Origin of the sequence: Streptomyces sp. NPDC050842, assembly GCF_044456565.1 — a bacterium.
In the GTDB taxonomy this organism is placed as follows: domain Bacteria; phylum Actinomycetota; class Actinomycetes; order Streptomycetales; family Streptomycetaceae; genus Streptomyces.
This window is the reverse complement of sequence record NZ_JBITGA010000013.1, coordinates 163,155-188,337: the sequence shown is the minus strand read 5'-3', so window position 1 is coordinate 188,337 and position 25,183 is coordinate 163,155. Positions and strand designations below refer to the sequence as shown.

Here is a 25,183-nt window from a genome sequence, read left to right as displayed (position 1 = left end):
GGGGACCGACCTCTCATCGAAAAGTGCCGCTACGCCGATTCCCGGCGGACGAGCTCCGTGGGCAGGATGACCGTCGCCGGGTCCTCGCCCGCTATCCGGGCCAGGAGCGTCCGCACCATCTCGGTGCTGATCCGGTCCCACGGCTGACGGATCGTGGTGAGCGAGGGGCGGCTGGAGAGGGCCGCCGGGGAGTCGTCGAAGCCGCCCACCGCGATGTCCTCCGGGACCCGCCGGCCCGCGCGGGCCAGGGCGTCGAGGACGCCCTGTGCCATCAGGTCGGAGGCGACGAACACCGCGTCGATGTCGGGGGCCCGCTCCAGGAGGGCGACGGCCGCGTCCTCGCCGCTCGCCCGGCTGTAGTCGCCGGTGGCGACGAGGGTCTCGTCGACGGGGAGTCCGACCTCCGCGAGCGTCTCGCGGTAGCCGGCGAGGCGCTCGACGCCGCCCGGGGTGTCCAGCGGGCCGCTGACGGTGGCGATCCGGCGGCGCCCCGACGCGTACAGGTGGCGGACCATGTCGCGGGCGCCGTCGCGGTCGTCGGCGGCGACGTAGCCGATCTTGGCGGTCTGGCCGAGCGGCTTGCCGCAGGCGACGACGGGCACGCCGGCCTCGTGCAGCCGGGCCACGACGGGGTCGCCGGAGTGGCTGGAGACCAGGAGGACGCCGTCGACGTGGCCGGCCTCGATGTAGCGGAGGTTGCGGCGGCGTTCGTCCTCGGTGCCCGCGATCATCAGGAGGAGCGGGATGTCCTGGGCGGCGAGGGCCTGGGTGCAGGCGCGCAGCAGGACGTTGAAGTTGGGGTCCTCGAAGAAGCGCTCCTGCGGCTCGGTCAGGAGGAAGGCGACCGAGTCGGACTTGCCGGTGATCAGCGAGCGGGCGTGCCGGTTGACGACGTATCCCGTTCTGCGGATCGCGGCGTCGACGGCGGCCTTCGCCGACGGGCTGACGTAGTGGCCGCCGTTGAGGACGCGGGAGACGGTGCCGCGCGAGACCCCGGCCTCGCGGGCCACGTCGTGGATGGTCGCCGGGCGGCGCCTTGCCGCTGCTGTGCTCATGCTGTGTGTTTCCCCTCGATCCCCTGTGGTTCAGGACTTTACGGCGCCGGAGAGCAGGTCGAGGCTCCAGAAGCGCTGGATGAGGAGGAAGAGGGCGATGAGCGGGACGATCGCGAGCAGGGCGCCCGTGATGACCAGGGTGTAGAGGGCGGGCTGGCTCGCGCCCTGCTTGAGGAGGGTGAACAGGCCGACGGTCATGGGGAACTTCTCGTCGTCGCCGAGCATGATGAACGGCAGCAGGAAGTTGTTCCAGATGGCGACGAACTGGAAGAGGAAGATCGTCACCAGGCCCGGGGACATCATGGGGACGGCGATCCGGACGAAGATCCGCCACTCGCCGGCGCCGTCCACGCGGGCCGCCTCGACCAGCTCCATGGGGACGGCGGCCTCGGCGTAGATGCGGCCGAGGTAGACGCCGTACGGGGAGAGGACCAGCGGCAGCAGGACGGAGGCGTACGTGTCCGTGAGGTCGGCCTCGGCCATCAGCAGGTACTGCGGGATGGCGAGGATGACGGGGGGCATGAGGACGCCCGCCAGCATGATGTTGAAGAACGCCTCTCGGCCGCGGAAGCGGTAGACAGCGAGGGCGTAGCCGGCGAACGCGGAGACGATGGTGGACAGGATGCCGCCGAGGCCCGCGTACAGCACGGAGTTGGCCATCCAGCGCCAGTAGATGCCGTCGCGGTATCCGGTGAGCTCGCCGATGTTGTCGCCGAGGCCGCTGCCGGGCAGGAAGGTGAAGGTGGAGAAGAGTTCGTCGTCGGCCTTGGTGGCGGCGACGAGGACCCAGGCGACGGGCAGCAGGCAGTAGAGCGCGCCGAGGACGAGTGCGGCGGTCGGCAGCAGGGCGGTGCGGCGGGGGCGCGGGGGGCCTTGGGAGGTGCCGGGGGTGCTGCCGGCCGCGGGGGCGGCCTTGCGGAGCGTCGGGGAGGCGAGCCCGGTCATCGGCCTGCTCCTTGTGTGGTGCGGCGGTTGGAGATCCTGAGGAGGGCGAAGGAGAGCGCGAAGGTGGCGAGGGCGAGCACGACGGCGGTGGCCGAGGCGGCGTGGATGTTCCCGCCGGTGAAGGCGTCGCTGTAGACCTTCATGAGGGGGCTCCAGGTGGACGGGATGCCGTTGGTGAGCGGCTTGAGCGTGGTGGGCTCGTTGAAGACCTGGAGGGTCGCGATGATCGAGAAGAAGAAGGTGAGGACCAGCGAGGGCACCACCATCGGGATCTTGATGCGGAGCGCGATCTGGAGCTCGGAGCAGCCGTCGAGCTTGGCGGCCTCGTACACCTCGGTGGGCAGGGCGCGCAGCGCGGTGTAGATGACGATCATGTTGAAGCCGGTACCGCCCCAGACGGCGATGTTGGACATCGCCAGGTAGAGCGGTCCGCCGTCCATGAGGTCGGGCTGTGGAAGACCGGCCTTGTCGAGGAGGTAGTGGAAGGGGCTGACGTCGGGGAGGTAGAGGAAGCCCCAGAGGACGGCCGCGATGACGCCGGGGACGGCGTACGGGAGGAAGATCGCGAGCCGGGCGAAGGAGCGGGCCCGGACGCGCTCGGAGTCGAGCAGGAGCGCGAAGAAGAGGGCGAGGCCGAGCATGACGGGGACGACGATGGCGCCGTAGCCGAGGACGCGCAGGGCGCTCGCGAGGAGTTCGGGGTCGGTGAGGGCGGAGGCGTAGTTCTCCAGGCCGGCCCAGACCTCGGACTTGGCGCCCTTGCCGAGGCCGAGGCCCTTGATCTCGACCTTGTGGAAGCTGATCCAGACCGCGTAGCCGATGGGCAGGGCGAAGAAGAGGGCGAAGAGGACGGCGGCGGGGAGGAGGAAGAAGTAGGGGGCGCTTCGCGCTCGTTTGAGGGTGGTGGTGGGCGACGGGAGGGCGTACGGGGCCGCCTTGACCCCGTACGACCGGCGCGCGCCCTTGGGGGGCTGCGTCACTGGCCGTCTCCTCGGAGGCCCGGGCCGTCAGGCCGGCGAGGAATGGGGACTTGAGGCGGAACCGCATGGTGGCGGAGTCTGCTGCGCATCTGTGGTGACCTGTGCATTCTTCCGTTGTCAGTGGTGGCCGTTAGCTTGATCTGTATGACGACGGCGGGGGTGGACGGAGGCGGGCACGCCCGGTACACGTACCGGCTGCGGGTGTCGTCCACCGCGCGTACGGCTCTGGAGGGTGAGTGGGCGCGGTGTCGGTGGGTGTGGAACGAGTGTGTGGCCATGTCCCGCAAGGTCCACGCCCTCAACCGGACGGCGGGGGCTAACACAACCTGCGGTCCGGCGCAGTTGGACAAGTTGCTGACCGACGCCCGCCGGTCGACGGCCTTCGCTACCAGCGGATGACGGCCCGGCGCGCCACCCCGAAGAACCGTCCCGACACCGCGGGGTACCGCAAGGCTCGCACGGCGACTGCGAAGGCGCACAAGAAGGTCGCCCGGCAACGGCAGGACACCGCCCGTAAGTGGGCCAAGCGCGTCGTCCGCGACCATGATGCCCTCGCCGTGGAGGACTTCCGGCCGAAGTTCCTCGCCAAGTCCGCCATGGCGCGGAAGGCTGCCGATGCCGCCATCACCGCGACCAAGACGGCGCTGGTCGAAATGGCACGAAAGCACGGCCGGGCCGTTCATCTGGTCCACCCCGCGCACACCACCATGGAGTGCGCACGGTGCGGAGCGAGAGCCAAGCACGCACTTCCCCTTTCCGAGAGAACCTTCACGTGCACCGCGTGCGGAGCGGTGTCCCCCAGGGACAAGAACTCCGCCCGCGTAATGCTCGTCCGGGCTGGTCTCAACCCGGCTGGTGTCGATCTTGTAAGACCTGCCACCTGCTAGGTGGCAGGCAAAGTGAGCCAGGAATTCCCCTCGTTCACGAGGGGAAGGAGTCAATTGGCGACCTCGAAGCCCTGCTTGTCCAGGTCCGTGACGGTGGCGGCCTGCATCGCGGTGAGGGCTTCGGGGAAGCCGCTCTTGGCCTTGGCGGCCTTGCCGAACTGGTCCTTGAAGGAGGTGTAGGCCACGTTCACGTTGGGGCCCCAGGCGGCCGGCGCGGTGGTCTTCGCTATCTCGGCGGCGCGGGTGTAGAAGTCGGGCTGGTTGGCGAAGTAGTCGGGGGCCTTGGCGAGGGCTCCGCTGGTCTGGGCGGCGGTGGCCGCGGGGTAGATGCCGCTCTCCTTGACGAGCGCGGCGAGGGCCTCCGGGTCGGTGTTCAGCCAGGTGGCGAACTGGGCGGCGGCGGCCTTGTGCTTCGAGTCGGTGGTGACGGCGGTGGAGGAGCCGCCCCAGCTGCCGGTGGAGTTGTCGCCCTCGTTCCACTGCGGGAGGGGGGCCATGGCCCACTTGCCCTTGGTGTCGGGGGCGGCGGTGGTGAGGGTGCCGGGGGCCCAGACGGCGCTGACCCAGGCGAGCTGCTCGCCGGTGTTGAGGGCCTTGTTCCAGGCGGGGGTGTACATGGGCTGGTTGTCGATGGCGCCCTCGGCGACCAGGCCGCCCCAGAAGTCGGTGACCTTCTTGGTGGCGGCGTCGTCGATGCCGACCTTCCAGGTGTCGCCCTCGAAGGTCCACCACTTGGCGCCGGCCTGCTGGGAGAGGCCGGCGAAGAGGCCGGAGTCGTTGGCGGAGAAGGTGGTCAGGGCCTTCTTCGGGGCCTTCTTCCTGACGGCGCGTGCGGTCTCGGCGAACTCGTCCCAGGTGGTGGGGACGGTCAGGCCGTACTGCTTGAACAGGTCCTCGCGGTAGAAGAACATCAGCGGCCCGGAGTCCTGCGGCAGGGCGTAGACGGCCTCGCCGCCGAAGGTGGTCTGCTGCCAGATGCCGGGGGCGAACTTGTCCTTGACGCCCTGGACTTCCTGGGCGATGTCGGCGAGGGCGTCGTTGCTGACGAGCGTCGGCAGGGCCTGGTACTCGGCCTGGACCAGGTCGGGGGCCTTGTGCGCCTTCGCCGCGGTGATGATCTTGGTGACGAGGTCGTCCCCGGACGCCTGCTTCTGCACGGTGACCTTGATGTCGGGGTGCTTGGCGTTCCAGAGGGCGGCGACCTTGTCCATGCCGGGCGCCCAGGCCCAGTAGGTGAGCGAGACGGGGCCGGAGGCGGCGTCCGCCCCGTCGCCGGAGCCGGCGTCGGCTGACCCGCAGGCGGTGAGTGCGGTGGCGCCGAGGAGGACGGCGGTGGCGGCGGCGAGGCTGCGGCGCGTGATGTGGGGCATGGGGTACTTCTCCCTGACCGAAAGGGGCCTCTCTCGCAGACGGAGAGGCCGACCATGCATCTGTGAGCGTTCACAGTAGAGAAACGTTCCGGACACTTGTCAATGGTTGTTCGTGTGCGGTTATGTTGCGTTGCCACATCGAGATCGGGTGTGTGCACGTTCCCAATCCAACACAGCTTCCATCGTCCGAGATTTCAGGAGAGACTCATGCCGCAGACCACTCCCAAGGGCCTGCACCGGCTCGCGTTCGGCGGGGACTACAACCCCGAGCAATGGCCGGAAAGCGTCTGGCAGGAGGACGTCCGGCTGATGCGGGAGGCCGGTGTCACCATGGTGAGCGTCGGCATCTTCTCCTGGGCCCTGCTGGAACCCGAGCGCGGCCGGTACGACTTCGGCTGGCTCGACCGGCTCCTCGACCTGCTGCACGCGCACGGCGTCCGCGTCGACCTGGGTACGCCCACCGTGGCACCGCCCGCCTGGTTCTACCGCGCCCACCCCGAGGCACTGCCCGTCACCGCCGAGGGCGTGCGCCACTCGTACGGTTCACGCGGGGCGATCTGCCACAGTTCGTCCGCCTACCGGGCGGCCGCCACCGGGATCGCCACGGCACTCGCCCGCCGCTACGGCAGCCACCCCGCGCTCGCCCTCTGGCACGTCCACAACGAGTACGGCGTGCCCGTCAGCGCCTGCTACTGCGACAACTGCGCCGCCCACTTCCGCCGCTGGCTCCACGAGACCCACGGCTCGGTGGAGGCCGTGAACGAAGCCTGGGGCACCGCCTTCTGGGGGCAGCGCTACGGCTCGTACGAGGAGATCGACCCGCCCCGCGTCACCCCCACCGTCGGCAACCCGGCCCAGCAGCTCGACTACCGGCGCTTCGCCGACGCCACCATCCGGGAGAACTTCCGGGCGGAACGGGACATCCTGCACGAGCTGGCGCCCGGCATCCCCGTCACCACCAACTTCATGACCGCGCTCAGCCAGTGCGACTCGATCGACTACTGGGCCTGGGGCCGTGAGGTCGACCTCGTCACCAACGACCACTACCTCATGACCGACGGGCGCCGCACCCACGTCAACCTCGCCATGGCCGCCGACCTCACCCGCTCCGTGGCGGGCGGCGCGCCCTGGCTGCTCCTCGAACACTCCACGTCCGGCGTGAACTGGCAGGCCCGCAACCCCGCCAAGCGCCCCGGCGAGATGGCCCGCAACTCCCTCGCCCACGTCGCCCGCGGCTCCGAGGGCGCGATGTTCTTCCAGTGGCGCCAGTCCCGGCGCGGCGCCGAGAAGTTCCACTCCGCGATGGTCCCGCACGGCGGCACCGACACCCGGGTGTGGCGCGAGGTCGTCGCCCTGGGGGCCGGCCTGGAGGCCCTGGAGGAGGTACGCGGCACCCGGACCGTCCCGGACGTCGCCATGCTCTGGGACTGGCACTCCTGGTGGGCGCAGAACCTGGAGTGGCGGCCGAACGCGGCCCACGACGCCCGCGAGCGCGCCGACAGCTTCTACGAGACGCTGTACGACCGGCACCTCACGGTCGACTTCGCGCACCCCGAGGCCGACCTGTCCGCCTACCCGCTGGTCGTCGTGCCCGCGCTCTACCTCATGACCGAGGCCGCCGGGCAGAACCTCCGCGAGTACGTCGAGAACGGCGGCACGCTCGTCGTCTCGTACTTCTCCGGGATCGTCGACGAGCACGACGCCGTGCACCCCGGCACCTACCCGGGCGCCCTGCGGGACGTCCTCGGCCTGACCGTCGAGGAGTGGTCCCCGCTCCTCGACGAGCAGCGCGTACGGATCGCCGGGCCGGACGGCTCCTCGCTCACCGGCGACGTGTGGACGGAGTTCGTTCGGCCGCGCGGCGCCGAGACCGTCTGGACGTACGCCGACGGGCCGGCCGCCGGCGGTCCCGCGGTCACCCGGCACCGGCTCGGCCGGGGCACCGCCTGGTACGTCTCCACGCGGCTCGACGCGGCCTCGCTCGACGCGATCGTGGCCGTGGCCTGCGAGGACGCCGGAGTCGCGGCTCGCGCCGCGCTGCCGCACGACGTGGAGGTCGTGCGCCGCGCCGGGGACGGCGGGCAGTACCTGTTCGCCCTCAACCACTCCGCCGAGGACGCCGAGGTGCCGCTCGACGGCTCCGGGACGGAACTCCTCGGCGGTACGCCGGTCGACGGGACGTTCACCGTCCCGGCCGGGGCCGTCGGGGTCGTCCGCCTGGACGCCTGACGCCTGACGCCTGACCGCACCTTCCCGCTCCGGCGCCTGGCGCCTGGCGCCTCACCGCACCACTCCCCCTCCGGCCCCCTGCCTCCGGGCCGGACCCCCTGATCTCCCCGGGGGCGGCAGCGCCCGCTGCGCCGCCCCCGGGTGAGCCGCACCACCCGTAAGGAACCACCCGCACCACACCTCACATTGGCCACCGTCGAAGGGACTCGACGATGCACCCCACCACCAGAAGCCGTTTCCGTCTGAGCGGCCGTATCCGCCTGCGAGCAGCCGCCGTCGCGGCGGCTCTGGGCGCCCTGCTCCTGGCTCCGCTGCCCACCGCCCCGCAGGCCGAGGCGGCCGCCACCCTCACGAACGCCGGGTTCGAGAGCGATGCCACCGGGACCACCACGCCCACCGGCTGGTCCACCTACTCGGCCGCCGGCCAGAACGCCGCCTCGTTCACCGAGGCCGGGGGCCACGGCGGGAGCTACCGCCTCAGCCACTGGTCGGCGTCCGCGTACAAGGTCGAGACGTACCAGTACCTCTCCGGGCTCGCCGGCGGCACGTACACGCTCAGCGCGTGGGTCCGCTCCGGCGGCGGGCAGAACGCCGCCTACCTGGCCCTGCGCAACTGCGGCTCCGCCGAGCAGCGCACCGACCTGCCGGTGACGTCCAACGGAGCCTGGATACGGCTCGTCACCTCCGTCACGGTCACGGGAGGCGCCTGCACCGTCAGCGTCAACTCCGATGCGAGCGCCGGGAACTGGCTCAACGTCGACGACCTGACCTTCACCTCCGGCACGACCGGACTCGCCGTCAAGGGCGTCGACCTGTCGACCCTCAAGAAGAGCGAGGATCTCGGCGGGACCTACCGCAACGCCGCCGGCGTCACCGGTGACCCGGTCGCGATCCTGAAGAACGCGGGCGCGAACTACGGCCGCCTCAAGGTGTGGGTGAACCCGGCCGACGGCTACAACAACAAGGCGCGCGTCCTCGCCACCGCCCAGAAGATCAAGGCGCAGGGCATGAAGCTCCTCGTCGACTTCCACTACTCGGACATCTGGGCCGACCCGGGCGCCCAGACCAAGCCCGCGGCCTGGTCCGGCCACTCGTACTCCCAGCTCACCACGGACGTCTACAACCACACGTACGACGTCCTCAACGCCCTCAAGGCGCAGGGCACCACGGCCGACATGGTGCAGATCGGCAACGAGATCAACACCGGCATGCTCTGGCCCGAGGGTTCGACGTCCAACTGGTCGCAGCTCGGCGGGCTGCTCAAGGCCGGTATATCGGCGGCCAAGGCGGTGTCGTCGAGCACGCAGATCGCGCTGCACCTCGCCAACGGCGGCGACAACGCCCTCTACCGGACGTGGTTCGACAACGCGACCGCACAGGGCGTGAGTTACGACGTCATCGCCTTCTCCTTCTACGGCTACTGGCACGGCGCTCTCTCCGCGCTCCAGACCAACCTCGACGACATCTCCGCCCGTTACGGCAAGAAGGTCATGGTCGCGGAGACCGCCTACCCGTTCCGCCTCGACAGCGAGGACGGCCACGAGAACATCATCGACCTGTCGAGCGAGCTGGTCTCCGGTTACCCGGCGAGCAGCGCCGGCCAGTCGGCCTGGCTGCGGGACGTCATGAACGTCGTCGAGGCCGTGCCGAACGGCCGTGGTCTCGGGGTCGTCTACTGGGAGCCGGCCTGGACCGCCGTGACCGGCAACGGCTGGGACCCGACGGACAAATCGTCCGGCAACGGCTGGGAGAACCAGGCCCTGTTCGACTACGACAGCAAGCTGCTCCCGGCGGCGAGCTGGTTCGCGCACCGCTGACGGACAACTCGACGAAGGGGCGGGCTCGTTCACGAGCCCGCCCCTTCCTCACACTGTGGCTACCACTCGGCGAGCGAGCCGTCGTCCCTGCGCCACGCCGGGTTGCGCCAGCGGTGGCCGACCTCGGCGGCCCGCTCGACCGCCTTCTCGTCGACCTCGATGCCGAGCCCCGGTCCGGTCGGCAGGGCCACGTGCCCGTCCTCGTACCGGAAGACCGTCGGGTCCACGAGGTAGTCGAGCAGGTCGGAGCCGGTGTTGTAGTGGATGCCGAGGCTCTGCTCCTGGATCAGCAGGTTCGGCGCGGCGAAGCCGACCTGGAGACAGGAGGCGAGCGCGATCGGCCCCAGCGGGCAGTGCGGGGCGAGGGAGACGTCGTACGCCTCCGCCATCGCGGCGATCCTGCGCACCTCCGAGATGCCGCCCGCGTGCGAGAGGTCGGGCTGCGCGACCGCGATGCCCTGGTCGAGGACCTTCTTGAAGTCCCAGCGGGAGTAGAGGCGTTCGCCCGTCGCGATGGGGATGGAGGTGGACCGCACGATGTCGCCGATGTGGTCGCTCATCTCCGGGACGACCGGCTCCTCCACGAAGAAGGGCAGGTACGGCTCCAGGAGCGGCAGGACCCGGCGGGCCATCGGCGCGGTGAGGCGGCCGTGGAAGTCGATCGCGATGTCGAAGTCGTCGCCGACGGCCTCGCGGATGGAGGCGACCCGGTCGACGATGCCGTGGACGGCCGCCGGGGTGTCGATGAGCCGCAGCTGCGCCGAGGCGTTCATCTTGATGGCCGTGAAGCCCTCGTTCTTCCGCGCCAGCGCCTCCGAGGCGACCTCGTCGGGCCGGTCGCCGCCGATCCAGCTGTAGACCCGGGCGCGGTCGCGGACGTTGCCGCCGAGGAGCTGCCACACGGGAACACCGAGGGCCTTGCCCGTGATGTCCCAGAGGGCCTGGTCGATGCCGGCGACGGCGCTGGAGAGGACCGGGCCGCCGCGGTAGAAGCCGCCCTTGGTGAGGACCTGCCAGTGGTCCTCGATCTTCATCGGGTCCTGGCCGATCAGGTAGTCGGAGAGCTCCTCGACGGCGGCGGCGACGGTGTGCGCGCGGCCCTCGACGACGGGCTCGCCCCAGCCCGTGATGCCCTCGTCGGTCTCGGCGCGCAGGAAGCACCAGCGCGGGGCGACGAGGTACGTACGCAGGGAGGTGATCTTCACTTGGAGTCCTTCTTCACGGTCCAGCCGCCGTCGACGACCAGGTTCGTTCCGGTGATGTAGGAGGCGTCGGCGGAGGCGAGGAAGGCGACGGCGGACGCCACCTCCTCGGGTCGGCCGAGCCGGGCGAGCGCGGTGGCGTCGGCGGAGATCCGCCGTCCTTCCTCGTCGACGTCGTTCCACACGTCGGTGAGGATCGGCCCGGGCAGGACGGAGTTGAACCGCACGTCCGGTCCGTACTCGACGGCGAACTGGCGTACCAGGGCGCACATTCCGCCCTTCGCGGCGGCGTAGGCGGGGTAGCCGGGCAGGCCGAAGTCGGCGTGGACGCTGGAGGTGGCGATGAGGCTGCCGCCCTCGGCGCGCAGGTCGTCGAGGAAGGTGCGGGTGGCGAGGTAGAGGGCCCGGAGGTTGACCGCCATCTCCCGGTCCCAGACGGCGACGGGGAGTTCGTGGGCGGCGGCCGTGGTGTGGGTGAAGGCGTTGCTGTGGAGGATGCCCACCGGCCCGAAGCGGGCGTGGGCCTCCTCGCGCAGCGCCGTCCAGTCCTCCTCGGAGGAGACGTCGCAGCGTACGTAGGCGGCTCGGCCGCCGGCGGCGCGGATCGCCGCGGCGACGGCTTCGCCCGCCTCGTCGGCGATGTCGGAGACGAGGACCGCGGCGCCCTCGGCGGCGAGTCGGGCGGCGCTCGCGGCGCCGATGCCCGAGGCCGCGCCGGTGACGACGGCGGTCCGTCCGGAGAAACGGTTCATAGTGGTGGGTTCCTGTGCTGGGGCGGTACGGGGACGGGGGACGGCTCGGGACTCGGGGGCACTCAGCGGCTGATGTCCTGCGCGGCGAGCAGGCCGAGTTCGGCGCGGCGCGGAAGGCCCTCCCAGTCGCCGGGGACGGAGACGGCGAAGGCTCCGCAGAGCGCGGCGAGCCGGAGGCGTTCCGCGGCCGGGGCGTCGTCGAGGACGGCGGCGAGGTAGCCGGAGACGAAGGCGTCGCCCGCGCCGACGGGGTCGACGGCCGTGACGGGTACGGCGGGCTGGACGTGGAGCTGGTCGTCGACGACCGCGAGCGCCCCGGCGGCGCCGAGCTTGAGGACGGCCTGCGCGGGGCCGAGGCGGGTGAGGGCGCGGGCCGTCCGCTCCGGCTCGTCCTCGGGGACCTCGGGCACGAAGAGGGAGGCCTCCTCGGGTCCGGCGAAGACGATGTCGGTGTACGGGAGGAAGCGGGCGAGGGCCTCGGCGGCCTCGGTGCGGCTCCAGAGGCGTTCGCGGTGGTTGACGTCGAAGGAGACGGTGACGCCGGCGGCGCGGGCGAGCGCGACGGCGTGCTCGACGGCGGCGCGGGCGGTGGGGCTCAACGCCGGGGTGATGCCGGTGACATGGAGGATCCGGGCGCCGGAGATCCGAGCTTCGTCCAGGTCCTCGGGGGTGAGCCGGGAGCCGGCGAGTCCGGCGCGGTAGTAGGTGACGCGGAGCCGGTCGGCGGTGCGCCGTTCGCGGAGCATCAGGCCGGTGGGTGCCGCCGGGTCCGTACGGGCGCCGGAGATGTCGACGCCCTCGGCACGGAGTCCGGCGAGGACCATCGCGCCCGCCGCGTCCTCCCCGACGCGGCCGGTCCAGGCGGCGCTGTGGCCGAGGCGGCTGACGCCGATGGCGACGGTCGCCTCGGCGCCCGCCCAGCCGAGGCGCAGGGGCGCTCCCGTGGCGAGCGGCCCGGGCGAGGTGGCGGCGGCGACCGCCATCGCCTCGCCGAGGGTGACGAGTTCGGGCCCCGGTGGTGTCATCGGCGTATCCCGTCGAGGAAGGCGGTCGCGCGCTCGGCGAGGGCCGCCAGGGAGCCGCCCTCGCAGGCGTCCCCGACGAGGGGGCCGCCGACGCCGAGGGCGGCGGCGCCGGCGGCGAGGTAGGCGGGGGCGTCGGCGGCGCCGATGCCGCCGGTCGGCACGAGGGGGATGTCGGGCAGCGGGGCGCGTACGGCGCGGAGGTACTCCGGTCCGCCGGTCGCGGCGGGGAAGAGCTTCACCATGGTGGCGCCGGCCCGCCAGGCGGTGAGGATCTCGGTGGGGGTGTACGCGCCGGGGAGCACCGGGACGTCCAGCCGGACGGCTTCGGCGATGACCTCGGTGGAGGTGGTCGGGGTGATGAGGTAGGTGGCTCCGGCCTTCACGGCGGCCTGGGCCTCGGCGGGCGTGGTCACCGTGCCCGCGCCGAGCGCGAGTCCGGGCGGGGCGTCGGCGGCGTACTCGCGCAGTGCGTCGAGGACTCCGGGCGTGGTGAGGGTGAACTCGGCGGCCCGGACGCCGGACGCCCGGAGTGTGTCGGTGACCTCGGCGAAGCGGGTGGCGGAGGTGGAGCGGAGGATCGCGATGACGGGGGCGGCGTCGAGCGCGGCGCGCAGCCCTTCGTGGGCTGCGCCGGGGGCGGGCGGGGCGGCTGTCTCGTGCGGGGTGGGCATGGCGCGGTGCTTCCTTGTGGGTCGGAGCGCGTGCGGCCGGGGCGGCAGACGGGCGTCGGCGGAGGTCGTGCGGAGTCGGCGTCGGCGTATGCCGGTCAACGGCCGGCGTGTGGACGGCGCCGTCCGGCGTCAGCGGGCGGCATACGGAGTCGGTGGGCGGCGTACGGAGTCGGCGTTCGGGGGCCGCGGAGGTCGTGCGAAGTCGGCGCGCGCCGTCAGCGGTCGGCGTACCGGTTCGTGGGCAGGCCCGTGGCGCCGGGGCGGCAGGCGAAGAGGCGGCCGGCGTCGGGCTCGGCGCGCAGGCGCTCCTCGTCGAGGCCCTCGGTGGCCGTGGTGATGACGAGGACGTCGAGGGCCGGGCCGGCGAAGGCGCAGCTCGTCACGTGCGAGGCGGGCACCTCCACGCGCGCGTGGAGGGTGCCGTCGGCCGTGAAGGCGAGGACTTCGCCGCCTCCCCAGACCGCGACCCAGACGCGTCCCGCGCTGTCGACGGTGAGTCCGTCGGGGACGCCCCGGTCGAGGACGGCGAAGGGGCGCCGGTCGCTCAGGCCGCCGCTCTCCGGGTCGTAGGCGAAGACGTCGACGCGGCCGGTGGGGCTGTCGGCGTAGTAGAGGCGGCTGCCGTCGGGGCTCCAGCCGAGGCCGTTGGAGATGGTGACGGAGTCGAGCAGGGTGACGAGTCCGTCGCCGTCGAGGCGGTAGAGGGCGCCCGCGCCGGGGCTCTCGTCGTACGCCATGGTTCCGGCGAGGAGCCGGCCCGCGGGGTCGACGGCGGCGTCGTTCATGCGGCGCGGCAGGCCGTCGTCGGGGAGGGCGGGCGCGGCGAGTTCGACGGCCTCGGCGACCGTGCGGCCCTCGTCCAGGCGGAGGAGGGAGGTGCCCGCGGCGGCGAGGAGGCCTCCGGAGGCGCAGAGGGCGACGGCGCCGACGGGTCGGTCGAAGCGGAGGGCGGCGACGGGTGCCAGGTCCGGGCCTTCGGTTCCGTCGGTGAGCGCGGCTCGGCGCACGAGCCCTTCGGGGATGTCCACCCAGAGCATCTCCTGGCGTCGATCGTCCCAGAGGGGACCTTCCGTCAGGCGTCCGGGCAGGGGGGAGCAGGGCACGGCCCTGAGGTGCAGCATCTGTCCTCCTCGGTTGGCTCCTCAAAAACTAGGGCTTCGTCTAACGGTTGTAAATAACCCCTCCACCGCTTCTTCCAACCCTTCGAATAACATCCTCGGGACAGCGTGGCCGATCGGAGGACAGCACAGATGATCAAGCGGACGTCGCAGGACATCCGACGGCTCAACCGCTTCGAGGTCCTGCGGCGCGTCTACGCGGGCCCGGGTGCGATGAGCCGTCAGGACATCGCGACGGCGACCGGGCTCTCCTTCGCCACCGTCGCCAACCTCACCGCCGAACTCCTGGAGGCCGGGGTACTCGTCGAGGCGGGCCACGAGGACTCCAGCGGCGGCCGCCCCCGGGCGCGCCTCGCCGTGAACGCCGAGCGGGGCGCGCTGATCGGCGTCGACATCGCCGAGACCTCGGTGCACGCCGAGCTCTTCGACCTGGCTCTGGAGGTCCGGCACTCCGTCGAGCGCCCGCTCCCGCCGGGTGACGTCCGCCCCTCCGACGTCGTCGACGTCCTCGCCGGCTGCGTGGAGGAGCTGCTGAGCGTCTCCGGAGTGCCCCGCGAGCGGGTGCTCGGGGCCGGGGTCAGCGTGCCGGGCATGGTGGAGCGCGAGGGCGGCGTCTCGTCCTTCTCCCCGTACTGGTCGTGGCACGAGGTGCCCCTGCGCGCCCTGCTCGACGAGCGCCTCGGGCTGCCCCTGTGGCTCGACAACCCGCTGCGGGCCAGTACGGTCGCCGAGCTGTGGTTCGGCGCCGGGCGCGAGGTCGACGACCTGGTGGTGCTCACACTGCGGGCCGGTGTCGGCGCCGGGATCGCGATCGACGGGCAGCTGTACCGGGGCTTCACCAACAGCGCGGGCGAGTGGGGCCACACCTGCCTCGCGCTCGACGGCCGCCTGTGCACCTGCGGCAACCGGGGCTGCGTGGAGGCGTACGTGAGCACCCGGGGGATCGCGCGGACCTGGCGCGAGCTGGCGCCGGGCGACGAGCGGGCGACGGGCGCGGACGACGCCGCCACGGTCGCGGCCCTGGCGCGCGCGGCGGCGGAGCAGGACCCGACGGCCGCCGCCGTCATCGACAGGACAGGGCGCTACCTGGGCGCGGCCGTCGCCAATCTCGTCAACCTCTTCAACCCCCGGGTGCTCGTCCTCGGCAATCAGGTCGTCGACCTGCTCGGGGAGCGTCTCCTGACCGCCACGTACGAGGCGGTGACGCGGCACGCCCTGCCGCTGCCGCACCGGGCCGCGACCCTGCGGCGCAGCGCGGTCGCGCACAACGCGGTGACGCGGGGGGCCGCGACCTTCGCGCTGGAGGGCTTCCTCAACGACCGAGAGGTCTTCGGGCCGGTCAGCCGGACGCGTCAGCCCCGGGAACGCCGGGGCGGCCGGCGCACCGGATCCGCCGATGCGGAGGCCTGACGGACACCGGCCCTCACGTGACGCCCACCGGCCCTCACATGACGGACATCGGCCCTCAGTGGCGCACGCCCCGGTGGCCGAGCCGTGCCGAGAGCTCGTCGGCGCCCTTCGCGGCGAGGGCGGTGAGTTCGTTCTCCCGGTCCTCGCTCCAGCGGTGGACCGGCACCGAGACGGACAGCGCCGCGACGACCCGGCCGGTCCGGTCCCGTACGGGCGCGGCGACACAGCTGACGTCGGGGTTGGACTCCTGGAGTTCGACGGCGACGCCGAGGATCCGGATCTCGGCGAGCGCGGACCGCAGCACGTCCGGGTCGCTGAGGCTGCTCGGCGTCATGGACTCCAACGGCCCTTCTTCGAGCCGCTCTTCGAGGCGCGCTTCGAGCTCGTCGGCGGGGAGGGAGGCGAGGAGCATCTTGCCGACGGCGGTGCAGTGGGCGGGAAGGCGGCGGCCGGTCGCGGAGACCATCCGCACGGCGTGCGTCGAGTCGACCTTGGCGATGTAGATGACGTCCATGTCCTCCAGGAGGGCGACGTGGACGGTCTCGCCGCAGGTGTCGGCCACCTCGCGGGCGACCTGGTGGCCTTCGGCCGCGAGGTCGAGCTGCTCCGCGTACCGGCTGCCGAGCTGGTACGTGCGGACGCCGAGCCGGTAGCGGCCGGGCTGCTCCGGCACCTGGACGAGGTAGTTGCGGGCGGTCAGGGTGGCGACCAGCTCGTGCGTGGTCGTGCGCGGCAGCTGGAGCCTGCGGGTGATCTCGGGCGCGGACAGCGTCCCGTCGCCCTGGAGGAACAGCTCCAGTATGTCGAATGCCCTGGTCACCGCCGGAACGAGTCGTCCCACGAGACCCACCCCACCCTCTGCTCGATCGAGATCCCGGGCAGCGTCCGCGTGGACGCGCTCCCATTGACACGTCGACGGGCCGCTGCCTACGGTCTCGCCGATCCACCGAACAGTATTCGATATCTCGAACATCACGCCAGCGCCCCCGGGGAGCAACCACCGTGCGCATCACGGGAATCACCACACATGTCGTCGGAACGCCCTGGCGCGATCTGACCTACGTCCTGGTCCACACCGACGAGGGCCTGACCGGTGTCGGCGAGACCCGGATGCTCGGGCACACCGATGCCCTGATCGGCTATCTCCGCGAGGCCGAGGCGAACCACATCGCCGGCTCCGACCCGTTCGCTGTCGAGGATCTCGTACGCCGCATGAAGTACGGCGACTTCGGACGGGCCGGCGAGATCGTGATGTCGGGCATCGCCGTCGTGGAGTTGGCCTGCTGGGACATCAAGGGCAAGGCCCTCGGCGTGCCCGTGTGGCAGCTGCTCGGCGGACAGGTGACCGACCGGGTCCCGGCGTACGCGAACGGCTGGTACACCACCGAGCGCACCCCCGAGGCCTATCACGCGGCGGCCCGTACGGTCGTGGCCCGTGGCTACCGGGCGCTGAAGATCGACCCGTTCGGCAACGGCCGGTTCGAGCTGGACGCCGAGCGGTCGCGGGACGCGGTCGCGCTCATCGAGGCCGTACGGGACGCCATCGGGCCGGACACCGAACTGATGGTGGAGATGCACGGCCGCTTCTCCCCCGCGACGGCGGTCCGCCTCGCCCGTGATCTGGCCCCGTTCCGGCCCGCGTGGCTGGAGGAGCCGGTGCCGCCGGAGAACCTCAAGGCCCTGCGGAAGGTGGCCGACAAGGTCGACCTGCCGATCGCGACCGGGGAACGGATCCACGACCGGATCGAGTTCCGGGAGCTGTTCGAGTCACAGGCCGTCGACATCATCCAGCCGGACGTCGGGCACATCGGCGGCATCCTGGAGGCCCGGAAGCTCGCCGCCACCGCCGAGACCCACTACGTGCTCGTCGCCCCGCACAACGTCGGAGGTTCGGTCCTCACCGCCGCCTCCCTCCAACTCGCCGCCTGCACGCCGAACTTCAAGGTCCTGGAGCACTTCAACGACTTCGCGGACGCCGAGATCACGAAGGTGGTGCGCGGGGCGCCGGAGGTCGATCCGGAGACCGGGTGCTTCGCCGTCTCGCACGCGCCGGGCCTCGGTGTCGAGCTGGACGTGGACGCGGCGGCCGAATTCCCGCAGCAGCGCGCCCGGTTCGACCTGTGGGCCGAGGGCTGGGAGAAGAGGCGGCCCCGATGAGCGGCCGACCGGCACACGGACCGGCCCGTCGCAGCCGCGCGATCGTCGTCGACGCACCCGGCGAACACCGTCTCGTCGAACGGGAGGTGCCCGAGCCGGGACCGGGCGAGGTCCGGATACGGATCGCCGCCGCCGGGATCTGCCTGAGCGACCGCGAACTGTATGACGGCCACCGCGCCCCGGGTTACGTCCGCTATCCGGTGGTCCCCGGGCACGAGTGGTCCGGCACCGTGGAGGCCGTCGGTGCCGGGGTCGACCCCGCGCTCGTGGGCCGGCCGTGCGTCGCCGAGGGGTTCCGGTCCTGCGGCACGTGCGAGCGGTGCCGGTACGGGGAGACCAGCCTCTGCACGGCCGGGTACGCGGAGACCGGCTTCACCGAGCCGGGCGCCTTCGCCGACCACCTGGTGATCCCCGCACGGCTGGTGCACCCGCTCCCCCGCGGCGTGGACCTGCGGGCCGCTGCGCTCCTCGAACCCGCCGCCGTCGTCGCGGCGGCGGTACGGGCCGGGCGGCCGCGCCCGGGCGAGCGGATCGCCGTCGTCGGCGCCGGCACGCTCGGCCTGCTCGCCGTCCAGTGGCTCGCCGCCTCCTCCCCCGCCGAGCTCGCCGTCGTCGACCCCCGTACGGAACGGGCCGCGCGGGCCCTCGCCTTCGGCGCCGACCGGACGCTCTCCCCGACGGAGGCGGACGAGGTCTCCGGGCGCTACGACCTGGTCGTGGAGACCGCCGGAGCGCCCACGACGGCCGCCTCCTCCTGCCTCCTCGCACGGCGGGGCGGACGGGTGGTGCTGACCGGCATGTTCGCGGCGGGAGCCACTGGCATCGACCCGGTCCATCTCTCGGTGAGCCAGCTGGAAATCCGCTCCGTCTTCGGCGCCTCCTCCGCCGCCTGGGCGGACGCGGTACGCGCCTTCTCGGCCGGGCTGCTCGACCCGGCACCGCTCGTCACCCACACGTTCCCGCTGGAGCGGTTCGGCGAGGCGCTCGCCCTGGTGGGCGGCAGCGCGCCCGGGACCGGCAAGGTCCTCCTGCGTCCCTGATCACCCCGTACCGCCCCTCGTCTGCTCCGCATCTCGTCCGACCTCCCGAACAGAGGATCCCGATGACCACGCGCCCGGCACCCCGACGTCCCGGCGGCGACGCGCTCCGCCGCATCGGCCACCCCGTACCGGCGGGCGACCTCGCCGACGCCTCCCCGCACGTGTTTCCCGACGGCGGTCTCTGGCGCACCGAACTCCCCTCCGTCGAGGGGCCCGAGGCGCTCGCCGTCGTGCTCGCCGAGAGCGCGCGGCTCGACGTCCCCGTACACCGGGTCAGCCAGGGCAGCGGCGTCTGGATGCTCACCGACGCCGAGATCTCGGAGATGGTCGACGCCTGCGCCGAACGCTCCGTCGAGCTCTGTCTGTTCACCGGTCCGCGCGGCACCTGGGACACCGGGGCGGCCACCCGGACCGACTCCGGCGGGGCCGGGCTCCGCGCCCGGGGTCACGACGCGCTCGCCGGATGTGTCGAAGACGCCCTGCGGGCCGCCGACTTGGGCGTGCGGTGTCTGCTCGTCGCCGACGAGGGCGTCCTGTGGACCCTGCACCGGCTGCGTACCGCGGGGGTGTTGCCGAGCGACACCACCTTCAAGGTGTCCGCGCTGATCGGCCCGGTCAACCCCGCGGCCTTCGCCGTCCACGAGCGGCTCGGCGCCGACTCGCTCAACGTGCCCTCCGACCTGACCCTCGCGCACCTCACGGAGATCCGGCGGGTCAGCAGGGCGCCGATGGACCTGTACGTCGAGGCCCCGGACGACCTCGGCGGTTACGTCCGGATGTACGAGGCCGCTGAGTTGATCCGGCGGGGCGCGCCGCTGTATCTGAAGTTCGGGCTGAGCCGGGCGGCCGGGATCTACCCCTACGGCGCGCACCTGCGGGACCAGGCCCTCGCCACCGCCCGCGAGCGGGTCCGGCGCGGACGGCTCGTCCTCGACCTGCTCGCCCGCCTGGGGGCGGACGACGGGATGTCCCCGCTCGGCTCCCGGCATCCGGGCGAGCTCCGACGCTTCCCGGTCACCGACGAGGCCCACTCGCGCCCGCCTGCTGTCGAAGCGCTTCGATCTTCCTGACCCTTCGCTATGGACACGTCAGCACGGTCACGTTACGGTCTCGCTGGGTCGCCGAAGCGATCACTCGGCGGTCTCCGTCGAAGCGTTTCACCACTGTCACGGGCCGCGGGGAGAACGGATGGTCACCCTTGTCGAGGTAGCCCGGCACGCCGGTGTGTCGGCGAGCACGGTCAGCTACGTGCTCAGCGGCAAGCGTCCCATCTCCGACCCGACCCGGCGGCGGGTGCGGGCCAGCATCGAGCAGCTCGGCTACCAACCCCACGCGGGTGCCCGGGCGTTGGCGAGCAGCCGGTCGCGGATCATCGCGCTGATGGTGCCGCTGCGGACCGACATGTACGTGCCGGTGATGCTGGAGATCGCGGTCGCCGTCGCCACCACCGCCCGGGCGCACGGCTACGACGTGTTGCTGCTCACCGGCGAGGAGGGCCCGTCGGCGCTGCGCCGGGTCACCGGCAGCGGTCTGGCCGAGGCGGTGATCCTCATGGACGTCCAGCTCGACGACGAGCGGCTGCCGATGCTGCGCGCGGCGGGCCCGCCCGCCGTCCTGGTCGGCCTGCCGGCCGATCCCGCGGGGCTGAGCTGCGTCGACCTGGACTTCACGGCGGCGGGGGCGCTGTGCGTGGAGCATCTGGCCGGCCTCGGGCACCGGGAGATCGCCGTGATCGGGGAGGCCCCCGGGGTCTACGCCCGGCACACCGGCTTCGCCGAGCGGACCCTGCGCGGTCTGCGTGACCGGGCCGCCGAGCTCGGCGTCGGGCTGCTGCACCGGCCCTGCGAGGGCGGTCACGACGCGGTCGCGGGGGTCCTGGCCCGGATCTCCGACGAGCGGCCAGGGGTCAGCGCCTTCGTCGTGCAGAACGAGACGGCCGTCGAGCCATTGCTCGCGCTGCTGCGGCGTACGGGCCGGGCCGTGCCCGAGGACGTGTCGGTCGTCGCCGTCTGCCCGGACCCGATCGCCGCCCAGGCCTCGGTGGCGCTCACCTCCGTGGCGATCCCCGCGCAGGAGCTGGGCCGCCGGGCGGTGGAGCGGCTGATCACCGGCCTCTCCGGGCGGCCCGGCGACGACGGGACGGAGGACGACCGGCCGGAAGGCGACCGGACGGAAGGCGACACCGCCCAGACAGCGGGCGTCGAGCTCCTCACGCCGGTCCTGACGGCCCGGGACAGCTCCGGCCCCCCGCCCGCGCGACCGGTCAGGAGCTGACGACCCGCGCCTCGCCCGCGCGCAGGACGAGCCGGGTCGCCCCCGCCGGACACCTGAGCTCGACCTCCGCGTCCCGGTCCGGCCGGACGACCGCGCGGTACTCCCCCGGTGACCACTCCAGGTCGACGCGTGCGCCGAACCGGGTCCGTACCCCCGTGAGCCGGCCGCGCGGGCAGCGGGCGGGCGGCGCGGGCAGGAGCACGAGCCGGTCGGGCGTCGACTGCACGAGGGCCTCGATCAGGAGCGCGGGCAGGGTGTGCGCCGCATCGGCGTTGTAGACGTCTCGGGCCGGATAGTGCGCGCTCATGAGGGAGGCGTGGAAGTAGTCCCCGGTGAGCACGCGGGCGAGGGCGTCCTCGGTGCGGACGGCGTCCCCGAGCCGGGCGGCGACCAGGCCGTGGTGGAGGTGGCCGTGGGCCGAGTCGTTCTCGCTGTCCCGGAGTTCGAGGGCGCGCCCGGCGGCCCGGGCGAGGTCCGGGGTGTCGTACGGGTTGATCTCGTCCAGCGGCCAGACCGGGTAGAGGTGGCTGAGGTGCCGGTGGTCGTAGCGGTCACCGAGCCCGGGCCGGGCCCATTCGGCGAGCGCCCCGTCGTCGTTGACCCGGTAGGACGGCAGCCGGTCGGCGAGCGCCCGGAGCCGGCCGGCGTCCAGGTTCGGGGCGCGGTCGGCGGCGGCGCGCAGCGCGTGCCGGGCGGCGGCGATGTCCATGGTGGCGTCGACCGCGCCCCAGCTTCCGCCGTGGGGGCGGTTCTCCGGGGAGTAGGAGGGGACGATCACGATCCGGCCGTCGGGTCCGGTGCGGGTGAGGAAGTCCTCGTAGAAGGCGGCGAGTTCGCGGAGGATCCCGGTGACGCGACGGTCGCACCGTCCGCTCGCCTCCTCGTGGGCGAGGAGCGGGACGAGCAGCCAGTCGGCTCCGGCGGTCCACAGGTGGAGGGGGTACTCGCGGCTGAAGTGGTACGTGTGCCCGGAGGCGCCGTCCGTGTGGGCGGGGGCGACGATGCCGCGGGCTCCGAAGATCTCCCGGGCGTTGTCCCGCCAGTCCGCCAACTGTCTGCGGATCAGCCTGATCTGAGCCTCGGTCACCTCGGGGAGATCCGCGGCGACCGCGGACGCGGTCTGGAGGTTGAGGTTGGCGTTCGTCGTGAACGCCCCCGACCAGGCGGTGTTCCAGTCGCCGGTCCACAGTCCGGTCAGCCGGGGAGGCAGGAGGCCCGAGGAGGAGAGCAGGTGGTAGCGGCCGGCGGCGAAGAGGCGTTCCAGGAGGGCGGCGCTGTCGGGGCGGCCGAGCAGGGCGGAGCCGGGGAGGGCCCGCTCGGTCGCGTCCGCGCCGAGGTCGAGGGCGACGCGCCCGTACGCGGGGCCGTGCAGCGCGGTGTGCCGGGCGAGCAGCCGGGCGTGGAGGGCGGCGAGGTCCGGGAGGGACCCCTCGGTGTCGACCAGGGCGCGCAGCCCCTCGGTCTCCCCGTCCATGGCCATGCCGGCGTCGGCCTCGTGCCGCCGTACGCGGGTGAGGAGCAGCAACTGCCGAGCGCCCTCGATGCGTACGCCCGCGGCGGTGATCGTGGTCCGCCCGGCGTCGGTGAGGAGGAGGGTGAGGCCCGTGTAGCCGAGCGGGCTGTCCGGGTAGCGGGCCCGCAGGGTGAGGACGGTCTCGCGGCCGGCGGTGGCGATGCCGCGCCCGGTCGCGAGTTCCGCGGGGACGCCGGGCAGCCGGTGGTCGAGGTCGACCTCGACCACCGGGCCGGGTTCGGAGACGTACTGGACGAGGACGTCGTCGGCGCGGGAGACGAAGACCTCGCTGCGCCGCTCCCCGGACACGCCGGCGACCACCCCGGTGGTGAAGTCGACGGACCGGCGCGTCGCCGCGCCGGTGCGGAAGGGTGCGCGCCGGACGCGGGTCTGGAACGCGGGGTGGAAGGGCCGGACCCAGCGCAGCGGCCGGTCGTCCGTGAAGCGTTCGGCGGCGGTCGTGTCGCCGGAGAGCAGAGCGTCCTGAAGGGCGGGCAGCGCGTCGGCTAGGCGGGGCGGCAGGGTGTCGGCGGGGGCGTTGTTCGGCCGTACGAGGGTGTGGTGGGTGACGATCACCCGGTCGTCCTCGGGGTCGCCGAAGACCAGGGCGCCGTGCCGGCCGTTCCCGGTGAGGAAGGCGTCCTCCCAGCGGGCCGCGGGCGCGGGCTCCCAGGTGCCGTGGGTCACGGGCGGTCCTCCCCCGGTGTGGGCGGGAGTTCCTCCAGGACGACGACGCCGAACCGGTCCAGTTTCACGGTCCCCTCCGTCACGGTGCCGGTGAGGAGGTCGCGGTGGCGGCCGGGCAGTGGCACGGAAGCGGCGTCGCTGCCGTGGTGGAGGAGGAACAGCAGCTCGCCGCGGCGGACGGCCTCGACGCCCTCGGGGAGGCCGTCGAGGACCGGCCGGACCCCGGCCTCGCGTGCGACGGAGGCGAGCAGCACGCTCAGCGCGGCGGGTTCGGGAAGGGTGGAGACGTACCAGGCGCGGCCGTTGCGGAGGATCGCGGGCAGGCCGTCGAGTTCGCCGCCCCGGTAGGCGGCGACGGTCTCGGCGCCCGGTGCCGGGGTGAGCTCCTCGGACCAGAGGGTGCCGTGGAAGGTGCCGCAGTCGACGTGCTCGCCCTCGTCGAGCGGCCACCACTCCTGGAGCAGGTCGATGCCGAGGAGTTCCCTGAGCCGGGCGTCCATGCCGCCGGGGCGGACCCGGTCGTCCTCGTCGGCGATGCCGGTGAGGAAGCCGCAGACGAGGGTGCCGCCGCCGCGCACGTACGCGGTGAGGTTCTCGATCGCCCGGTCGTCGAGGAGGTGGAGGTGGGGCACGAGGACGAGGCGGTGGCCGCTCAGGTCGTGGTGGGGGTGGGCGAAGGAGACGGGGAGGTGGGCGTCCCAGAGGGCGCGGTGCCAGGCGCGGACGAGCGCGGCGTGGTCGACGCGGGTGGAGAGCGCCCCTTCCGGGGACTCCGTCCACCAGGAGTTCCAGTCGTGGAGGAGGGCGATCTCGGTGGTCACGCGGCTTCCCGCGACCCGGGGGCCGAGGGTGGCAAGGTCCTCGCCGATGCGGACGGTCTCGCGGAAGACCCGGCCGCGTTCGCCGGCGTGGCCGAGCATGCCGGAGTGGAACTTCTCCGCTCCCTGGCGGGACTGGCGCCACTGGAAGTAGCAGACGGCGTCGGCGCCGTGGGCGACGGACTGAAGAGCCCAGAGACGGTTGAGGCCGTACGGCTTCGGGTGGTTGACGGCCCGCCAGTTGACCGCTCCGGCGGCCTGCTCCATCACCATCCACGGCCGTCCGCCGGCCTCGGAGCGGGTCAGGTCGCCGGTCATGGCGTTGTACTGGCCGGCGCCCGGGTCCCGGGGGTCCGGGTAGACGTCGACGGAGACGACGTCCTCCTCCGCCGCCCATGCCCAGCCGTCCTGGCCGGACCAGAAGGGCATGAAGTTGGTGGTCACGGGGAGGTGCGGGGTGTGGCGGCGGACGATGTCGCGTTCGGTGCGGTAGCACTCCAGGAGCTGGTCGGAGGTGTAGCGCCGGAAGTCGAGGACGTGGGTCGGGTTCTTCAGGTAGTGGGCGCGGCGGGGCGGCAGGACCTCGTCCCACGCGCCGTACCGCTGGCCCCAAACATCGCTGCCCCAGGCGGTGTTGAGGGCGTCGAGGCTGCCGTACCGGTCCTGGAGCCAGCGGCGGAAGGTGCGGGCGGCCTCGTCGCCCCAGTCGTGGGTGCAGTACTCGTTGTTGATGTGCCACATGGTCAGGGCGGGGTGGCGGGCGTAGCGGACGGCGAGGTCCTCGGTGATCGCGGCGGCATGGCGCCGGTAGGCCTCGCTGGAGTGGGAGAAGTGCTGGCGGGAGCCCCACCATTCGGTTCTGCCGTCCTCGTCGCGGGGCAGCGTCTCGGGGTGGCGGTGCCCCAGCCACGGCGGGGGCGAGGAGGTGGGGGTGGCCAGGACGACGCCGATGCCGTGGGCGTGCATCAGGTCCATGACCCGGTCGAGCCAGTCGAACTCCCGCGCTCCCGGGGTGGGTTCGATGCGGGACCAGGAGAAGACGCCGAGGGTGACGGAGGTGACTCCGGCCTCCCGCATGAGCCGCGCGTCCTCGGCCCAGGTCTCCTCGGGCCACTGCTCGGGGTTGTAGTCGCCGCCGTAGAGCAGCCGGGGCGGCCGGCCGGGCGGGCGGGTCAGGTCGTCGAGGCTGGGAGGCATCGGGCGGTCTCTCCGTATGGGGGGTGGGGTGGGGAC

At 72.8% G+C, this 25,183-nt stretch carries 19 protein-coding genes and 1 pseudogene; 8 read left to right on the top strand and 12 right to left on the bottom strand.

What is annotated here, in order from left to right:
- Window positions 1-29 precede the first annotated feature (29 nt).
- Genes ACIBG6_RS35050 through ACIBG6_RS35040 form a run of 3 tightly spaced genes read right to left on the bottom strand, consistent with a single transcriptional unit; the run spans window position 30 to window position 2,980 of the window.
- Complete coding sequence (locus tag ACIBG6_RS35050) at window positions 30-1,055, bottom strand: LacI family DNA-binding transcriptional regulator (RefSeq protein WP_399226762.1); 1,026 nt, start codon at window positions 1,053-1,055, stop codon at window positions 30-32.
- Window positions 1,056-1,085: 30 nt separating this feature from the next.
- A complete protein-coding gene (locus ACIBG6_RS35045; protein WP_399226761.1) occupies window positions 1,086-2,000 on the bottom strand; it encodes a carbohydrate ABC transporter permease in 915 nt (304 codons plus the stop codon).
- A complete protein-coding gene (locus tag ACIBG6_RS35040; RefSeq protein WP_399226760.1) occupies window positions 1,997-2,980 on the bottom strand; it encodes a carbohydrate ABC transporter permease in 984 nt (327 codons plus the stop codon). The genes ACIBG6_RS35045 and ACIBG6_RS35040 overlap by 4 nt, the downstream gene beginning before the upstream one ends.
- Window positions 2,981-3,124: 144 nt before the next feature.
- Here ACIBG6_RS35040 and ACIBG6_RS35035 point away from each other — a divergent pair.
- Window positions 3,125-3,867, top strand: a pseudogene (locus ACIBG6_RS35035) (RNA-guided endonuclease TnpB family protein).
- A gap of 50 nt (window positions 3,868-3,917) precedes the next feature.
- On the opposite strand, the gene ACIBG6_RS35030 reads toward ACIBG6_RS35035, so the two are convergent.
- On the bottom strand, window positions 3,918-5,237 hold the full coding sequence (locus ACIBG6_RS35030; protein ID WP_399226759.1) for an ABC transporter substrate-binding protein: 1,320 nt from the start codon (window positions 5,235-5,237) through the stop codon (window positions 3,918-3,920).
- 207 nt (window positions 5,238-5,444) lie between these two features.
- Between ACIBG6_RS35030 and ACIBG6_RS35025 the strand changes: the two genes are divergently transcribed.
- Both ACIBG6_RS35025 and ACIBG6_RS35020 read left to right on the top strand, forming a co-directional pair.
- On the top strand, window positions 5,445-7,466 hold the full coding sequence (locus ACIBG6_RS35025) for a beta-galactosidase (RefSeq protein WP_399226758.1): 2,022 nt from the start codon (window positions 5,445-5,447) through the stop codon (window positions 7,464-7,466).
- A gap of 212 nt (window positions 7,467-7,678) precedes the next feature.
- The gene (locus tag ACIBG6_RS35020; RefSeq protein ID WP_399226757.1) at window positions 7,679-9,283 is read left to right on the top strand and encodes a glycosyl hydrolase 53 family protein; all 1,605 of its coding nucleotides are present in this window, start codon (window positions 7,679-7,681) and stop codon (window positions 9,281-9,283) included.
- A gap of 59 nt (window positions 9,284-9,342) precedes the next feature.
- Here ACIBG6_RS35020 and dgoD read toward each other — a convergent pair whose 3' ends face one another.
- The 5 genes from dgoD to ACIBG6_RS34995 all read right to left on the bottom strand — a co-directional run bounded on the left by dgoD (window position 9,343) and on the right by ACIBG6_RS34995 (window position 14,054).
- Window positions 9,343-10,488 (bottom strand): galactonate dehydratase, encoded by a 1,146-nt coding sequence (gene dgoD / locus ACIBG6_RS35015; protein WP_399226756.1) that lies wholly within the window; start codon window positions 10,486-10,488, stop codon window positions 9,343-9,345.
- A complete protein-coding gene (locus ACIBG6_RS35010; protein WP_399226755.1) occupies window positions 10,485-11,237 on the bottom strand; it encodes an SDR family NAD(P)-dependent oxidoreductase in 753 nt (250 codons plus the stop codon). The genes dgoD and ACIBG6_RS35010 overlap by 4 nt, the downstream gene beginning before the upstream one ends.
- Window positions 11,238-11,299: 62 nt before the next feature.
- Window positions 11,300-12,262: a sugar kinase gene (locus ACIBG6_RS35005; protein WP_399226754.1), complete on the bottom strand. Its 963-nt coding sequence runs from the start codon at window positions 12,260-12,262 to the stop codon at window positions 11,300-11,302.
- Window positions 12,259-12,933 carry a bifunctional 4-hydroxy-2-oxoglutarate aldolase/2-dehydro-3-deoxy-phosphogluconate aldolase gene (locus ACIBG6_RS35000; protein WP_399226753.1) on the bottom strand — a complete coding sequence of 225 codons (675 nt, stop codon included), beginning with the start codon at window positions 12,931-12,933 and terminating at the stop codon, window positions 12,259-12,261. The genes ACIBG6_RS35005 and ACIBG6_RS35000 overlap by 4 nt, the downstream gene beginning before the upstream one ends.
- Window positions 12,934-13,148: 215 nt before the next feature.
- On the bottom strand, window positions 13,149-14,054 hold the full coding sequence (locus ACIBG6_RS34995; RefSeq protein WP_399226752.1) for an SMP-30/gluconolactonase/LRE family protein: 906 nt from the start codon (window positions 14,052-14,054) through the stop codon (window positions 13,149-13,151).
- Window positions 14,055-14,183: 129 nt separating this feature from the next.
- Here ACIBG6_RS34995 and ACIBG6_RS34990 point away from each other — a divergent pair, with 129 nt between their 5' ends.
- Entirely contained in the window at window positions 14,184-15,461 is a 1,278-nt protein-coding gene (locus ACIBG6_RS34990; protein ID WP_399226751.1) for an ROK family protein, read from the top strand.
- A gap of 55 nt (window positions 15,462-15,516) precedes the next feature.
- Here the strand turns inward: ACIBG6_RS34990 and ACIBG6_RS34985 are convergent, their stop codons facing one another.
- Window positions 15,517-16,302, bottom strand: coding sequence for an IclR family transcriptional regulator (locus tag ACIBG6_RS34985; protein WP_399226750.1), 786 nt, complete (start codon window positions 16,300-16,302; stop codon window positions 15,517-15,519).
- A 161-nt stretch (window positions 16,303-16,463) separates the two neighbouring features.
- Here ACIBG6_RS34985 and ACIBG6_RS34980 point away from each other — a divergent pair, with 161 nt between their 5' ends.
- The 4 genes from ACIBG6_RS34980 to ACIBG6_RS34965 all read left to right on the top strand — a co-directional run bounded on the left by ACIBG6_RS34980 (window position 16,464) and on the right by ACIBG6_RS34965 (window position 20,932).
- On the top strand, window positions 16,464-17,618 hold the full coding sequence (locus ACIBG6_RS34980) for a mandelate racemase/muconate lactonizing enzyme family protein (protein WP_399226749.1): 1,155 nt from the start codon (window positions 16,464-16,466) through the stop codon (window positions 17,616-17,618).
- Window positions 17,615-18,658 (top strand): zinc-binding dehydrogenase, encoded by a 1,044-nt coding sequence (locus ACIBG6_RS34975; protein ID WP_399226748.1) that lies wholly within the window; start codon window positions 17,615-17,617, stop codon window positions 18,656-18,658. Before ACIBG6_RS34980 ends, ACIBG6_RS34975 begins: the two co-directional genes overlap by 4 nt.
- A 62-nt stretch (window positions 18,659-18,720) precedes the next feature.
- Window positions 18,721-19,728, top strand: coding sequence for a hypothetical protein (locus ACIBG6_RS34970; protein WP_399226747.1), 1,008 nt, complete (start codon window positions 18,721-18,723; stop codon window positions 19,726-19,728).
- Between the two features lie 118 nt (window positions 19,729-19,846).
- A complete protein-coding gene (locus ACIBG6_RS34965; protein ID WP_399226746.1) occupies window positions 19,847-20,932 on the top strand; it encodes a LacI family DNA-binding transcriptional regulator in 1,086 nt (361 codons plus the stop codon).
- Here ACIBG6_RS34965 and ACIBG6_RS34960 read toward each other — a convergent pair.
- Together ACIBG6_RS34960 and ACIBG6_RS34955 are read right to left on the bottom strand one after the other, a co-directional pair.
- On the bottom strand, window positions 20,922-23,132 hold the full coding sequence (locus ACIBG6_RS34960; RefSeq protein ID WP_399226745.1) for a glycosyl hydrolase family 95 catalytic domain-containing protein: 2,211 nt from the start codon (window positions 23,130-23,132) through the stop codon (window positions 20,922-20,924). The genes ACIBG6_RS34965 and ACIBG6_RS34960 overlap by 11 nt on opposite strands.
- The gene (locus ACIBG6_RS34955; protein ID WP_399226744.1) at window positions 23,129-25,147 is read right to left on the bottom strand and encodes a beta-galactosidase; all 2,019 of its coding nucleotides are present in this window, start codon (window positions 25,145-25,147) and stop codon (window positions 23,129-23,131) included. The genes ACIBG6_RS34960 and ACIBG6_RS34955 overlap by 4 nt, the downstream gene beginning before the upstream one ends.
- Window positions 25,148-25,183 lie beyond the last annotated feature (36 nt).

Excerpts from the sequence above, each read along its gene's own strand:
- ACIBG6_RS35010 (WP_399226755.1), bottom strand. The coding sequence starts at position 11,237 with ATGAACCGTTTCTCCGGACGGACCGCCGTCGTCACCGGCGCGGCCTCG.
- ACIBG6_RS35025 (WP_399226758.1), top strand. The coding sequence starts at position 5,445 with ATGCCGCAGACCACTCCCAAGGGCCTGCACCGGCTCGCGTTCGGCGGG.
- ACIBG6_RS34990 (WP_399226751.1), top strand. The coding sequence starts at position 14,184 with ATGATCAAGCGGACGTCGCAGGACATCCGACGGCTCAACCGCTTCGAG.
- ACIBG6_RS35030 (WP_399226759.1), bottom strand. The coding sequence starts at position 5,237 with ATGCCCCACATCACGCGCCGCAGCCTCGCCGCCGCCACCGCCGTCCTC.
- ACIBG6_RS35000 (WP_399226753.1), bottom strand. The coding sequence starts at position 12,933 with ATGCCCACCCCGCACGAGACAGCCGCCCCGCCCGCCCCCGGCGCAGCC.
- ACIBG6_RS35020 (WP_399226757.1), top strand. The coding sequence starts at position 7,679 with ATGCACCCCACCACCAGAAGCCGTTTCCGTCTGAGCGGCCGTATCCGC.
- ACIBG6_RS34970 (WP_399226747.1), top strand. The coding sequence starts at position 18,721 with ATGACCACGCGCCCGGCACCCCGACGTCCCGGCGGCGACGCGCTCCGC.
- ACIBG6_RS35050 (WP_399226762.1), bottom strand. The coding sequence starts at position 1,055 with ATGAGCACAGCAGCGGCAAGGCGCCGCCCGGCGACCATCCACGACGTG.
- ACIBG6_RS34995 (WP_399226752.1), bottom strand. The coding sequence starts at position 14,054 with ATGCTGCACCTCAGGGCCGTGCCCTGCTCCCCCCTGCCCGGACGCCTG.
- ACIBG6_RS34965 (WP_399226746.1), top strand. The coding sequence starts at position 19,847 with ATGGTCACCCTTGTCGAGGTAGCCCGGCACGCCGGTGTGTCGGCGAGC.
- ACIBG6_RS34975 (WP_399226748.1), top strand. The coding sequence starts at position 17,615 with ATGAGCGGCCGACCGGCACACGGACCGGCCCGTCGCAGCCGCGCGATC.
- ACIBG6_RS34955 (WP_399226744.1), bottom strand. The coding sequence starts at position 25,147 with ATGCCTCCCAGCCTCGACGACCTGACCCGCCCGCCCGGCCGGCCGCCC.
- ACIBG6_RS35005 (WP_399226754.1), bottom strand. The coding sequence starts at position 12,262 with ATGACACCACCGGGGCCCGAACTCGTCACCCTCGGCGAGGCGATGGCG.
- ACIBG6_RS35045 (WP_399226761.1), bottom strand. The coding sequence starts at position 2,000 with ATGACCGGGCTCGCCTCCCCGACGCTCCGCAAGGCCGCCCCCGCGGCC.